The 13174-nt window shown below is 46.4% G+C and carries 15 protein-coding genes; 12 read left to right on the top strand and 3 right to left on the bottom strand.

Annotated features, from left to right (window positions below):
* The 3 genes from VIM88_RS07355 to plsY form a co-directional block, all read right to left on the bottom strand.
* Positions 1-626 (bottom strand): response regulator transcription factor (locus tag VIM88_RS07355; protein WP_331862244.1); only part of this gene is annotated, 626 nt, incomplete at its 3' end.
* Between the two features lie 69 nt (positions 627-695).
* The gene (locus VIM88_RS07350; protein WP_331862243.1) at positions 696-1022 is read right to left on the bottom strand and encodes a dihydroneopterin aldolase; all 327 of its coding nucleotides are present in this window, start codon (positions 1020-1022) and stop codon (positions 696-698) included.
* A gap of 1 nt (position 1023) precedes the next feature.
* Positions 1024-1647 (bottom strand): glycerol-3-phosphate 1-O-acyltransferase PlsY, encoded by a 624-nt coding sequence (gene plsY, locus VIM88_RS07345; protein WP_331862242.1) that lies wholly within the window; start codon positions 1645-1647, stop codon positions 1024-1026.
* A gap of 116 nt (positions 1648-1763) precedes the next feature.
* Here plsY and nadA point away from each other — a divergent pair, with 116 nt between their 5' ends.
* The 12 genes from nadA to ribD all read left to right on the top strand — a co-directional run.
* Positions 1764-2771, top strand: a complete 1008-nt coding sequence (gene nadA / locus VIM88_RS07340; RefSeq protein WP_331862241.1) for a quinolinate synthase NadA — start codon at positions 1764-1766, stop codon at positions 2769-2771.
* Entirely contained in the window at positions 2771-3592 is an 822-nt protein-coding gene (nadC, locus tag VIM88_RS07335; RefSeq protein WP_331862240.1) for a carboxylating nicotinate-nucleotide diphosphorylase, read from the top strand. The genes nadA and nadC overlap by 1 nt, the downstream gene beginning before the upstream one ends.
* A 63-nt stretch (positions 3593-3655) precedes the next feature.
* Positions 3656-4624, top strand: coding sequence for a bifunctional oligoribonuclease/PAP phosphatase NrnA (locus VIM88_RS07330; protein ID WP_331862239.1), 969 nt, complete (start codon positions 3656-3658; stop codon positions 4622-4624).
* Positions 4614-6005: a M23 family metallopeptidase gene (locus tag VIM88_RS07325; protein WP_331862238.1), complete on the top strand. Its 1392-nt coding sequence runs from the start codon at positions 4614-4616 to the stop codon at positions 6003-6005. The genes VIM88_RS07330 and VIM88_RS07325 overlap by 11 nt, the downstream gene beginning before the upstream one ends.
* Before the next feature lie 82 nt (positions 6006-6087).
* Positions 6088-6972 (top strand): UDP-3-O-acyl-N-acetylglucosamine deacetylase, encoded by an 885-nt coding sequence (gene lpxC / locus VIM88_RS07320; protein WP_331862237.1) that lies wholly within the window; start codon positions 6088-6090, stop codon positions 6970-6972.
* Positions 6953-7423, top strand: a complete 471-nt coding sequence (locus tag VIM88_RS07315; RefSeq protein ID WP_331862236.1) for a hypothetical protein — start codon at positions 6953-6955, stop codon at positions 7421-7423. The genes lpxC and VIM88_RS07315 overlap by 20 nt, the downstream gene beginning before the upstream one ends.
* 117 nt (positions 7424-7540) lie before the next feature.
* Positions 7541-8422: a homoserine kinase gene (thrB, locus tag VIM88_RS07310; protein ID WP_331862235.1), complete on the top strand. Its 882-nt coding sequence runs from the start codon at positions 7541-7543 to the stop codon at positions 8420-8422.
* Between the two features lie 35 nt (positions 8423-8457).
* Complete coding sequence (locus VIM88_RS07305) at positions 8458-8694, top strand: DUF448 domain-containing protein (protein WP_331862234.1); 237 nt, start codon at positions 8458-8460, stop codon at positions 8692-8694.
* Positions 8695-8741: 47 nt separating this feature from the next.
* Positions 8742-11360 (top strand): translation initiation factor IF-2, encoded by a 2619-nt coding sequence (gene infB, locus VIM88_RS07300; RefSeq protein WP_331862233.1) that lies wholly within the window; start codon positions 8742-8744, stop codon positions 11358-11360.
* A gap of 1 nt (position 11361) precedes the next feature.
* A complete protein-coding gene (gene rbfA, locus VIM88_RS07295) occupies positions 11362-11748 on the top strand; it encodes a 30S ribosome-binding factor RbfA (protein WP_331862232.1) in 387 nt (128 codons plus the stop codon).
* Positions 11738-12169, top strand: a complete 432-nt coding sequence (gene rimP, locus VIM88_RS07290) for a ribosome maturation factor RimP (protein WP_331862231.1) — start codon at positions 11738-11740, stop codon at positions 12167-12169. The genes rbfA and rimP overlap by 11 nt, the downstream gene beginning before the upstream one ends.
* Positions 12170-12199: 30 nt before the next feature.
* The coding region (gene ribD / locus VIM88_RS07285) for a bifunctional diaminohydroxyphosphoribosylaminopyrimidine deaminase/5-amino-6-(5-phosphoribosylamino)uracil reductase RibD (protein ID WP_331862230.1) at positions 12200-13174 on the top strand (975 nt) is incomplete at its 3' end.

The following is a 13174-nucleotide window of genomic DNA, read 5'->3' as shown; positions in this document are numbered from 1 at the left end:
GTTTCAATGGTGGTGATCTCTAAAGGTTTATCCATCTTTTGGCGGATCTGGTTAATGGCGACCTCTATGACATTGGGTGTCACCAGTTCCGGCTCTTCCCAGATGGCATCCAGCAGCTGTTCCTTGGAGACGATCTGGTCTTTGTGCATGGCCAGATGGGTTAACACTTCAAACGGTTTGCCTTTGAGCTCTATCTCCTCACCCTGGTAGATGATCTTTTCTTCTTCCGGATTAATGATAAGCTCTTCTATTTCAATGATGTTGGAAACACCGAATCGGAGTTTGGCCTCGATGCGTACCAGTAAAATGTCATAGTCAAGAGGTTTTTTGATGAAATCATCCGCACCGGACCTCAGTGCATTGATCTCACTGTCTTTGTCGTCGTGTTCAGAGAGCACAATGACAGAGGTCTTGGGTCCTGCATGCTTGATAGTAGTGATGATATCCAGGCTCTTTTCCCCCGCTATGGGCCATGAAAGGAGTACCAGGTCGTAATTTCTGATATCAAGATAGTACTTTGCATCACTAAGATTTTCAGCTATATCATTTTGATAACCTTGCTCTGACAGTGTCTCGGAAAGTGTTTTGCTGAGTGCTACTTCATCTTCTATGATCAATATTCTCATAAGGGAACCCTTTATAGCTTTAAGATTTGTTTAATTATAGCATAAAAATAGGGTTTTATTAAAAAAAAATTAAAAATGCCAGCTATTGCTCAGGGAAACAGTGCATTCAGGGAGGATATCGGGTTTGGATATTTTGAGCGAAAGAGACTGAAGGCCGGGGTAGGTGGCAGTGAGGATCTCCTTGAGACCCAGGAGCGCATTTTCCAGAAGCGTATAGCGTTTTTCTTTGAGTTCATTCTGGATCAGCAGCACGATATCGGCATAATCAATAAAGCGGTCATCGCTGTAGTCATAAGAAGCTTGAAGGTTGATGATGACACGCTGCGGTCTGTCGCGCTCGAAGTCAAGCAGCCCGATGATCACATCAAATGTAAGATCCTCGATATGGATCGTCATGCTAGACCTTGCCTTCTTCTTTCTTGAATATCCTTACGATATTGGGGATATGCTTATAGAAGATAATGAATGCGATGATCCAGATAGGCGCATGGGAACCGATACCCGGCACTTCGGGATAGATCACATAGGATGCGATGATAAAGGCGATCAGCCCTATCAGTGAAGAGAGGGATGAGATCTTCAGCCCTTTTGCCGCGATTACCCACACCGCGATAGCGATGAGCGCAGGGATAGGCATCATGACCAGCAGCACACCAAACCCAGTGGCTACCCCTTTCCCTCCCTCAAAGAAAAGGAACGCAGAGAAACAGTGTCCCACCACAGCAAGTACCGCTATGGTCCAAAGTACGGATTCCGGAGCCCCGAGCATCATGGCTGCGAGGATGACAAGCGCACCTTTGATGGCATCCAGGAAGAGTGTGATCGCACCCAGTTTTTTCGCAAGTTTCGGGTCTTTTTCTTTCACCACACGCAGGACATTGGTCGCACCGATATTGCCGCTGCCGGCCTCTTTGATGTCTACCCCCGCAAACTTCTTGGCCAGGAGATATCCAAAAGGAATACCGGCTATAAGGTAGGCCGCAAGATAGAGTAAAATATTTTGATTCGTTAAAAAGTCCATGAGTCGTCCACCGTTCAAATTTATACGGCACTTATCTTGAAAATGGTATAAGTGCTTGAATAGTGCAATTTTATCCGAATTTTGATAAAATAGCCACAATAGTGAAGGATATGCATATGAGTATAGATTATAAAGCAGAAATAAACAGACTGAAAAAAGAATTGGATGTGACGGTTGTCGCGCACTATTACCAGCGTGATGAAGTCTTTGAAATGGCTGACATTGTAGGTGACAGTCTCGAACTGGCGCGCCGATGCAAAGCAGACAAAAACCCGTGGGTGGTTTTTTGCGGTGTCGGTTTCATGGGACAGAGCGTCAAGGTCATTGCGCCTGAAAAACGTGTACTGATGCCAAAGATAGCCTGCTGTGCCATGGCGCGTATGATGGAAGGGACCTATTTTGATGAATCCGTACAGTACATGGTGGACAGGGGTATTGCCAAAGAAAATATCCTGCCTATCACCTATATCAATTCCGATGCCTCTGTGAAGGCCAAAGTCGGTGAGATGGGCGGATTGGTATGTACCTCTTCGAATGCCTATAAGATCATCGAAAAAGGTTTGGAGAGCGGGAAGAAGATCCTTTTTGTCCCGGACAGATGCCTGGGGCAGAACTTTGCGATACAGATGGGCCTGAGATCCTGTGTGATCGGGGTAGAAGAGGATGGGAAAGAGTGTGATCCCAAAGAAGCGGATATCATCTGTTTCAACGGATTCTGTTCCGTCCACCAGCTCTTCACGGTAGAGGATGTGGAGTTCTACCGTAACAAGTACCCGGGCATCAAGATCGCCGTCCACCCTGAGTGTGACCCCAGCGTCGTGCTGGCAGCGGACTTTTCTGGTTCCACCTCGCAGCTGATCAAATATGTGAACGAGCTTGACCCGGAGCAGAAGGTGGCCATAGGGACGGAGTACAACCTTGTGAACAGAATGCGAAAAGGCAACACCTATGTGCTCTCTTCCACCAAGCCCGAGTGTCCAACGATGAACGAAACGACACTGGAAGATCTCTATAATACCCTGAAGTCCATCGAAGATGGCCAACCGATCAATGAGATCGCAGTGGACCCGCATACGATAGAGTATGCAAATCTCGCACTTGAACGTATGCTGGCGATCAAATAATGCTGAAAGAGACATTTTTAAAGGCCATGGTGGCCGAAGATATAGGCCGCGGGGACCTTTTTTCACGTATCACTACAGGGAAACCCATCAGGGCGTATATCCTTGCCAAGAGTGATGGCGTGCTGGCAGGACAGGAGTATCTCGATGTTTTTGCAAAGATGTATGACCTGTCGCTGGAGTGGAAGGTCTCTGACGGGTGCCGATTTGAGAAAGGCGAAAAACTGCTTTTGATCTCGGGAGACTCTAGGACGATCCTTTCGTTGGAACGCTCGATGCTGGACATCGTGCTGCATGCGAGTTCCATAGCCACGTTAACAGCCGCGTATGCAGATGCCATCAAAGAGACAGGGGTGAAGCTGCTGGATACCAGAAAAACAAGACCGCTGCTTCGTGAGTTTGAAAAGTATGCCGTACGCTGCGGCGGAGGTATCAATCATCGTATGGGACTGGATGACTGTCTGATGCTGAAAGACACCCATCTGCAGACGATAGATGACCTGGAGGCATTTATGCAGGAAGTACGACAAAAAATACCCTTTACCTCCAAGGTAGAGATAGAGTGTGAGAGTCTGGAAATGGCAAAGAAAGCCATGCAGGCCGGTGCAGATATCGTCATGTGTGACAATATGTCTTTGGTAGAGACCCAAAAAGTGGTTGCATACAGAAATGAAAACTATCCGCACATTCTGCTTGAAGCCAGCGGCAATGTAACGCTCAATACGATCAGAGAGATCGCCCGTACGGGCGTCGATGCGATCAGCTCGGGAGCTATCATACATCAGGCGAACTGGATCGATCTCTCGATGAAGGTCGAGGGGTAACACTCTGTTAACACAAGTGCTGTATAATGCAAAACGTGTGAGTGAAAACAAAGAAAGAACAAGATGATGATTGAGAGCCTTCCTTATGATGCGGTCAAAAACAAAATAGAACAAGCGGCCTCTATCACCATACTTTCGCATCTGAATCCGGATGCAGATACCTTAGGTACTGCCTTGGGACTCTATGCCTTGTTCAGTGCAGAAAAAAGGTTCAAGGTGGAAGTGGTCAATGCTTCAACCGCTTTACCGCTTTATCTTGACTTTTTGCCACACTTTCAAAAGATCAAGCATCATATGGATTTTACAGACAGTGTGATACTCGCGTGCGATTGCGGGAGCATAGACAGACTGGGGTTTGACCTGGAGGGTAGGGATATTATCAATATCGATCATCATCAGAGCAACACCCATTACGGAACGATCAATGTCGTGGTACCGGAGTATGCCTCTGCATCGCAGGTAGCATTTGCCTTGTTCAAACCCCTGTATCCTGTCACGGCGGATGCAGCCACCTGTTTTTACACGGCACTGCTCTCTGATACACGGTTCTTTACAACGTCTTCCGTGAACGAAGAAGTGTTCAGTGTTGCACAGGCACTTCTTCAGGCGGGGGCTCTGCCTGATGAGATAGCACGTCACTTTACACAGAGGCGACCCTTGAGTTCCCTGCGTATTCTCGAAAGGGCTTTAGGCTCGCTATCATTATATCACGACGCGAGGATAGCGACACTGATGGTGACCAGCGAAGATATAGAAGCGACAGGTGCTACCGTGCCGGACATGGAAGGTATTGTGGATTATGCGAGGTCCTTGGCGACAGTGGAGATCGCACTGTTCGCGATGGAACTGAAGGAAGGGATACGCATCTCTTTACGCAGTAAAAAGGTCGATGTTTCCAGGGTGGCGATGGCTTTTGGAGGCGGTGGGCATAAAGTGGCTGCAGGCTTTACGCTTGCGCAAAGTGGTTTACAAGAAAGTATAGATACAATTTTAGAAAAGATAGAAGAGTTAGGATTATTAAATGAGAAATAGAAGTGGTAAAAAAAGCGGAGCAAAGATCGTAGGCGGATTGTTCTTGGTCCTGATAGTCGCCTTAGTGGCTGGAGCAGGATATGTCTATACCGCGCCCGAATTCGAAAGAGAGGTCCCGACAGTACATAGTGAGCAAAATCTGTTTTGGAACCGTAAGGAGCCGTTGAAAGTACAACTTGCTGACAATGAAGGGCTGAAAAGTTTTCAATTGGTCTTAAGCGACGGCAACAAGAGCCTGATCGTCGGAGAAGGGAGCTTGGAAGGGAAACCAAAAGTGCAGACACTTTTGGTGAACTATCCTCAAAGCAAAGTACTGGATCCAAAAGCGGACAAACTGACATTAAAGGTCTCGGTCACTGACAGCAGCCTATGGAACTTTGGCCAGGGGAACAAGAGTCAACAGATCATCGATATCAATGTGGATTATAAAAGACCTAATGTCAATGTGGTGGCAAACTCCTACAGTATCACACAAGGCGGAAGTGCTTTGGTGATATTTCAGGCAGAAGATGAGAACCTTGAGTCGCTCTACATAGAAGCCGGAGAAACAAAGTTCAAAGCACAGCCCTACAAAAAAGAGGGGTATTATGCCGCACTGATAGCATGGCCTTTCACGCATACGGATTTTAAAGCGAAAGTTGTGGCCATAGACGCGGCAAAGAATCAACGCAGTGCAGATATTCCTTTGTATCTGATAAATCATAAGTATGACGTTTCATGGATCAGGGCAAGCGACCAATTCATTGATGGAAAGATCACGGATCTGGCATCCAGTGATCCTGACTATGCCCATATCGATGATAAACTGGAGAAACTAAAAGCCATCAATGAAACCATGCGTTTGAAAAACGAAGCGCTGATCCATAAATTAAGCCAGGGCGTTTCGTCGGAAGTGTTGGAAAGCTGGAAAATTCAGAAGTTCTACCCGCTTAGAAATGGACAGAAAGTGGCGAGTTACGGGGATGAGAGGCATTATTATTACGGAAGCAAGGATAATGAGGTTTCCCAGTCGTACCATGTCGGATTTGACCTGGCCAGTACAAAAATGGCAACGATCCAAGCATCCAATGGAGGCAAAGTGGTCTATGCGAACGAAAATGGGATCTATGGAAATATGCCTATGATCGATCATGGACTGGGACTCTATTCGCTCTATGGACACTGTTCGCAGCTGCTGGTCAATGAGGGCGATGAAGTGAAAACAGGCGACGCTATAGCAAAAACAGGCGTTTCCGGGCTGGCGCTGGGAGACCACCTCCATTTTGGCATTTTGGTGCAGGGTGTCGAAGTACGCCCGGTGGAGTGGTTCGACCAATCTTGGATCAGAAAAAATGTAGATGATATCTTTAAGGCTGCCGACAAGATCATCGATGGCAAATAGGCTGGCGTGAAAAAGTACACTTTGCAATAATTATAATTTTATACTATAATATCGCCAATAAAAAATTATAAAGGAGGAAGTAATGCAACAAAGGACACTCAAAAAACCTGTTGAAGTGGTTGGTATCGGACTGCATAAAGGTGAACCGATCAAGTTGAGACTTGAGCCGCTTGATGCCGATGCAGGACTCATATTTTACCGTGAAGATCTTGCGATGAGCATACCGCTTTCTCCTGATTCGGTGATAGACACCCGCATGGCCACGGTGATCGGAAACGAAAAAGGGTATATCTCTACCATAGAGCATTTTCTTTCTGCCGTCTATGCCTATGGCATTGACAATATGCGTGTGATCGTGGACGGTAATGAAATGCCTATCATGGACGGATCAGCGATCTCTTTTTGCCTTTTGCTGGAGGAAGCAGGGATCCAGGAACAGGATGCGCCGAAGAAGATCATTTCTGTGAAAGAGCCTGTTGAGGTAAGAGATGGGGATAAATTTGTGCGTCTATTGCCTCATGACAGTGCACAGTTCGACTTTCGTATCAAATTTGACCATCCTGTCATCGGCGAACAGTCCGAAAGTTTTGAATTCAGTACTAAAAATTTTGTGGAAGAGATCGCTAGAGCAAGAACCTTTGGATTTGCCAAAGACATACAGTATCTCCAAAGCCAAAACCTGGCACTCGGTGCAACACTGCAAAATGCCATAGGACTTGATGATCATAAAGTACTTAACCCCGAAGGTTTGCGTTTTGACAATGAATTTGCAAGACACAAGATCCTGGACGCTATGGGAGATATGATGGTAAGCGGACATAACATATTGGCAAAATATGAGTCGTTTGCAGGAAGCCATCACTTGAACTACCAGCTGACCGCCAAGCTGCTCTCTGACAGCAGGAACTATGATCTTGTCGAAGTCGAAGCGTTACAAAGTAGAGCCTTTGCAAAAAGTTTCGCCTAAGACCTATACGCTACTTATTATCTCCATAGCTTCACCCCTTATGATCGGGGTGTACGAAGATCAGAAACATATTCGCACGATCACCAGTGAGAAAAAAACGTCTGAGATCCTGCTTCCCCTGATCCGAGAGTGTTTAGAGACCTATGATATTTCTTCGATCATCTACACCAGAGGACCGGGTTCCTACATGGCCATCAAACTCACCTATATCATGTTGAAAACGATAGAGATAACGTTAGGGATCAAATGTCTGGGATGTAGCGGTTTTGCGTTAAATGGAGGCCAACCCATCAAAGCGGTGGGGAATCTCTATTTTATCAAGGAAAAAGAGACTATAATTACAAAAAAATATGATAAACCGGTAGAGGAAGGCTTTGTACTGCCTCAGAGTATTCACGATCTTGAATTGGATGAAGAGTCAACACCGGATTACATACTGCCGGCCGTCTAGGTCCATGCCGTCGTTGCATGAGACCAGCGTGTAAAGGTCCCGGGATGCTCCTGGGCTACCGGGCGTCAGTATGGTTTGAGGAAGCATTGCTCCTCAAACGCTCAAATAAGGACAAAGATGTTTATAAGCGTACCAGCCACTTCCGCCAACCTAGGACCGGGATTTGATACTTTGGGACTTGCCGTCGATCTAAGAAATGAGATCATCATTACCCCTTCAAAATTTTTAAGTATTTCGACCCACGGCGAGGGGGCAGATAATCCGAAGATCAAGAAAAACACGCTTTTTTTGAGTATCTTCAATGAAAACTATAAACGGCTGACGGGGAGAGAGGACAACTTCAGGTTCGAGTTTCAAAATCGTATACCGATCTCGAGGGGGCTGGGAAGCTCTTCCGCTGTGATCGTTGCTGCACTGAGCGCTGCCTACACGGCAGCCGGCAAAAAGTACAGCAAAAGAGAGATCCTGAATCACGCTTTGCGCTATGAGCATCATCCGGACAACATCACACCTGCGGTCATGGGCGGATTTAATGTGGCATGTGTGGAAGGTGACAGGGTATACAGTAAAAAAAGGCGAATGCCGGAGTATCTAAAAGCTGTAGTGGTTGTACCGAACCGTACGATATCTACGGCAAAGTCCCGTACCATATTACCTAAGATGTATAGAAAAGAGGAGATGGTCTATTCGCTCTCAAGGTCATCCTATATGACAGCTCTTTTTATGAGCGAGTCGTGGGACCTTCTGCGTATCGCATCCAAAGACAAGCTCCATCAGTCAAGACGAATGAAAATGATGCCTGAACTCTTCGATGTACAAAAGGTCGCACTCAAACATGGCGCACTGATGAGCACGCTCTCCGGTTCGGGTTCCACATTTTTCAACCTTGCCTATGAGAAAGATGCAGACACACTGGCAAAAGAATTGCAAAAGCGTTTCCCGCAGTTCAGGGTTTTTACGCTCGCTTTGGACAATAATGGTGTCACCGCCAGAAGTTAAGCTGTACGCTTAATCTCTTTTTAGGTATAATACGCATGATAAAATCACAGCCAACACGTATGTGCATCGCTTGTCGAAGCAGGCATCCTCAAAACACTTTGATCCGATTAAAACAAGAGGGTAGAGAGATCGTGGCATTTGATGGCAAAGGAAGAAGTTTTTACCTTTGTCATGAGTGTGTAACAGATGAGAAAAAAATCAAAGCTATAGTGAAACGTTTCAAACAAGATTACGAACAATTCACCAAGCTATTGACAAAGTTGACATCATAAGTTATCTTATGCAATTGGTTGCATAATATTAAAGGAGTTAATCAAGAATGGATAAAGTTAAAATCCAAGAAATAGCAGATGAAGCGGGACTGTCGAACGCAGATTTACTGGACAAGGCCAAAGAGTTAGGTTTTGATGTAAAAGCAGCCAACAGTACTATCAGTATGGAAAATGCCGGTATTCTCGTAGATTATGCGATCAGTGGAACCCTGCCAAAAGGTTTCAAAAAACCAGGCAGCAAACCAAAGATCACAGTAGTGAAGAAGAAAGAAGAAACCGTTCAAAAGGAAGCAGAGACAGAAGAGGTCAAAGCCGAAGAAAGTATTTCTGAAACAAAAGCAGAAACGAAAGTCAAAGAAAAAGAAGCTCCTGTTGAAGAAGAAGCCCCCAAAGCAGTGAAAAAACGTAAGGGTATTTCGGTGGTAAGTAAATCAGCGGAGAGCGAGTCCACTGATGATTCTGAAGCAGAAGAAGAGAAACCAAAGAAAAAAACACTTTCCCGCGGCGGTATCAAAATTGTCAGAAAAGCGAAGCCTGCTCCGGCAAGAGCGGCCGCCAAGATCTCGATGGAACAGCAGACACCGAGCGTCTCTAAGAAGAAACCTAAAAAAGCAGCGGAAGCAAGAGACACCGGTAAAAAAATAGATATTTTCAATCATGAGAGTCTCACAGGCGATATAGACAGCGGTTTTGGCGATGAAGAGGTGGTACTTTTAGATTTCTCTGATAAGAACATCTATGAAGATATGATGCGCCAGGAGCAAAAACGTAAAGAAGAGATGAAAAAAAGAGAGGCGGCGACCGGAAGACCTGTGAAGGGTCAGCAGCCGTTCCGTCCTCAGCAAAAACGTTCGCTCAAACGTGGCGGTAAACGCAAGAAGTATGATAAAGCTGAAAACACAGAGGTCGTGACTTCTGTAGAAATCCCTGAAAATGTAAGGGTCTATGAGTTTGCAGAGAAAGTGAACCGTTCCGTAGGTGAAGTGATCGGTGTACTTTTTGCACTGGGAATGATGGTAACCAAGAATGACTTTTTAAGCAAGGACGAGATCGAGATCCTGGCAGAAGAGTTTGAGGTGGAAGTGACAACGGTCAACCCGCTCGATGAACTGGATTATACCGATGCCTATGATGCGGTAGAAGACAAACACCTTGAAGAGAGACCGCCGGTCATTACCATTATGGGACACGTTGACCATGGTAAGACCTCACTGCTTGACAGAATACGTGCTACAAAAGTGGCAGACAAAGAAGCGGGCGGGATCACACAGCATGTGGGTGCGTACCAGGTAGAAAAAAACGGCAAGAAGATCACCTTTGTCGATACCCCGGGTCACGAAGCATTTACTGCCATGCGTTCTCGTGGAGCACAGGCGACAGATATCGTCATTATCGTAGTGGCAGCGGATGACGGTGTGATGCCTCAGACCAAAGAGGCTATTTCCCATACAAAAGCAGCCGGTGTACCGATGATCGTGGCTATCAACAAAATGGACAAAGAGAGTGCAAATCCGGACAATGTCAAGTCTCAATTGGCAGAGATGGATGTCCTGGCAGTCGATTGGGGCGGCGAGTATGAATTTGTTCCTGTCTCGGCACATACAGGTATGGGTATCGATGACCTGCTCGAAACGATCCTGCTCCAGGCAGAAGTGATGGAGCTCCAGGCAGATCCTACAAGAAAAGCAAAAGCGGTCGTGGTCGAAAGTTCCGTTGAAAAAGGGCTGGGACCAGTTGCGAATGTGATCATAAAGAACGGTACGCTGCATGTAGGGGACAATGTCATAGCGGGCAAGACCTATGGGCGTATCAAAGCGATCAAACTGGATGACGGAAGTTCGGTCAAAGAGATTGGACCGAGTACACCGGCAGCGATCGTTGGACTGAATGAAGTTCCGGGTGCCGGTGAAGAGCTCATTGCCATGGATACAGACAAAGAAGTACGTGAATTGGCACAAAAAAGAGCAGAGTATGATAGAGCAAAAGAGCTTTCGAAAAGTACCAAAGCTTCGCTTGATGACCTTTCTGCACTAATCGCCGAGGGACAGCTCAAGTCACTCCCTGTGATCATCAAAGCAGATGTACAGGGTTCACTGGAAGCGATCAAAGGCAGTTTGGAAAAACTGCGAAATGAAGAAGTGAAGGTCAACATCATTCACGAAGGCGTGGGCGGAGTCACAGAAAGCGACCTTACCCTTGCCGATGCCAGCGAACATGCAGTGGTACTCGGATTCAATGTCCGTCCGACAGGTGCAGTGAAGAAGAAGGCAAAAGAGCTGGGAATAGAGATTCGTTCCTACTCCGTGATCTACGATCTGCTCGATGATGTCAAGGCACTGCTTGGTGGTATGATGAGCCCTGTGATCTCAGAAGAGGTCACAGGACAGGCAGAAGTTCGTGAAACATTCGTGGTCGGTAAAGTAGGGACCATTGCAGGATGTAAAGTGACGGACGGTGTGATCACAAGAAACTCTAAAGCAAGACTGATCCGTGAGGGTGTGGTTGTCTATGAGAGCACGATCTCTTCACTGAAGCGTTTCAATGAAGATGCAAAAGAAGTGAAGAACGGTTATGAGTGTGGTATCATGCTCGCGAACTTCAATGATATCAAAGAAGGCGATGTCATCGAGACCTATAAAGATGTTGAAGAGCAAGTGACGCTGTAACATGACACAAGAAGAGATCAAACGGCACCGGGTAGAATCCATACTCAAAGAGATCATTCCCGAAGCACTGGGAAGTTTAGATGATGAGCGTATTAATGGACTGACCGTCACCGATGTCGTTTGTTCAAAAGGGAGATCAGATGCGAAAGTCTATCTTGATACCTCTTTTTTGAATGAGAAAGAACAGAATGAAGCACTGAGACAGTTACGGTCGGTAGCCGGGTATATACAAAACCACTGTAAACAGAGCGAAGGGTGGTTCAAGGCTCCGCGTCTTACGTTTGAGTTTGACCATCAGCTGGAAAAAGTAAGCCGAATGGAAGACCTTTTTAAACAAATAGCAAGCAGACGCTCTAAAGAGGATGAGGAGTCCCAAGATGAATCTTGAAACACAGATCGCCAAGATCGTAGAAGCCAATGGGGCCTTTTTATATGACACAGAGATAGTCACTGAGTTTGATGAAACCATCTTCCGTGTTCTGGTCACCAAAGAAGGGGGCGTAGACCTTGATCTCTGTGCAGCCATTTCCAACGAGCTGTCTCCTTTTCTGGATGTGCATCCGCCTATGAGCCAGAGATACCGCCTGGAGGTGAGTTCTCCGGGTATAGAGAGAAAGCTCAGCAAACCCGTCCATTTCAAGAATGCGATCGGTGAAAAGGTGAAACTCAAGATACTGGGCGGTGAAAAGCTTCAAGGAGTACTGAAAAGTGCGGACAATGAGGGGATCACTGTGGAAACAAAGCATGGGGATGAGCATTTTACGTACGGAGAACTAGGTACAGCGAAAACCTATTTTGACTGGAACTAAGGATACTTTTTAAGAGAGGGGGAGGTTGCTGTGAATGATGAATTTTATATGCAGCTTGCCCTTGATAAAGCCTGGGAATATCAGGGACTGACCTATCCCAACCCAGCAGTGGGTGCGGTCGTTACCCTGGACGGTAAGGTCCTGGCGCAAGAAGCACACCAAAAAGCGGGTACTTCGCATGCCGAAGTGCTGGCACTCCTTTCCGCTTACGAAACACTTTCAGACAGACCGATAGATTTCGATCCTGCCGACGCGCAAAAAGCACATGCATTTCTTTTGACACTTCCCAAAGATCTTTTCAGCGAATGTACGATCTATGTCACCCTGGAGCCCTGTTCCCACGAAGGCAAGACACCCTCTTGTGCCTCTTTGCTGCACGCATTGGGCTTACGCAGAGTGGTCATAGGCGTACAGGATCCCATAGAGGGGCATAGCGGCGGGATGCAAAAGCTGGAAAATACAACGTTGGGCATCCTGAAGGAAGCCTGCCAGGATCTGATAGAACCATTTCTCATATGGCAAAAAAGAGCCTTTGTGCTCTTTAAACTGGCCCAAACCACCAATGGGCGTATCGGTACGGATGAGAATGATGGCTATTTGAGCTCCAAAGCCTCCCTGACGCATGTGCATCAGCTAAGAGCTGTATGTGACACGCTGCTGATAGGGGGCAACACGGTCCGTGTGGACAGACCCACGCTCGACTGCCGGTTTACAGAAGGCAAAGCACCCGATATCAAGATCTATGCAAGAGAAGACAACTTTGACAGAACCATCCCGCTGTTTGCTGTGAAGAACAGAGAGGTTAAGATCGTCGATCAATTGGATTTTTTAGCGTCACCTTCCTTTGTCCTGGTCGAAGGAGGAGAAGGAATGCTGAATGCACTCAAAGAGAAGATAGACTGGATACTGCTCTACCAGACCCCTAAGCTCTCTGAGAATAATTTAACCTATAATACACACATGAATTTACAATTTTTACATCAGCGTAAAAAAGAGAGAGATCTG

It is taken from the genome of Sulfurovum sp. (genome assembly GCF_036568385.1).
GTDB lineage: Bacteria > Campylobacterota > Campylobacteria > Campylobacterales > Sulfurovaceae > Sulfurovum.
This window is presented reverse-complemented; position numbering and strand designations above follow the sequence as displayed.

Excerpts from the sequence above, each read along its gene's own strand:
- thrB (WP_331862235.1), top strand. The coding sequence starts at position 7,541 with ATGTTTATAAGCGTACCAGCCACTTCCGCCAACCTAGGACCGGGATTT.
- infB (WP_331862233.1), top strand. The coding sequence starts at position 8,742 with ATGGATAAAGTTAAAATCCAAGAAATAGCAGATGAAGCGGGACTGTCG.
- VIM88_RS07350 (WP_331862243.1), bottom strand. The coding sequence starts at position 1,022 with ATGACGATCCATATCGAGGATCTTACATTTGATGTGATCATCGGGCTG.
- plsY (WP_331862242.1), bottom strand. The coding sequence starts at position 1,647 with ATGGACTTTTTAACGAATCAAAATATTTTACTCTATCTTGCGGCCTAC.
- rimP (WP_331862231.1), top strand. The coding sequence starts at position 11,738 with ATGAATCTTGAAACACAGATCGCCAAGATCGTAGAAGCCAATGGGGCC.
- VIM88_RS07330 (WP_331862239.1), top strand. The coding sequence starts at position 3,656 with ATGATGATTGAGAGCCTTCCTTATGATGCGGTCAAAAACAAAATAGAA.
- nadA (WP_331862241.1), top strand. The coding sequence starts at position 1,764 with ATGAGTATAGATTATAAAGCAGAAATAAACAGACTGAAAAAAGAATTG.
- rbfA (WP_331862232.1), top strand. The coding sequence starts at position 11,362 with ATGACACAAGAAGAGATCAAACGGCACCGGGTAGAATCCATACTCAAA.
- VIM88_RS07325 (WP_331862238.1), top strand. The coding sequence starts at position 4,614 with ATGAGAAATAGAAGTGGTAAAAAAAGCGGAGCAAAGATCGTAGGCGGA.
- VIM88_RS07305 (WP_331862234.1), top strand. The coding sequence starts at position 8,458 with ATGATAAAATCACAGCCAACACGTATGTGCATCGCTTGTCGAAGCAGG.
- lpxC (WP_331862237.1), top strand. The coding sequence starts at position 6,088 with ATGCAACAAAGGACACTCAAAAAACCTGTTGAAGTGGTTGGTATCGGA.
- nadC (WP_331862240.1), top strand. The coding sequence starts at position 2,771 with ATGCTGAAAGAGACATTTTTAAAGGCCATGGTGGCCGAAGATATAGGC.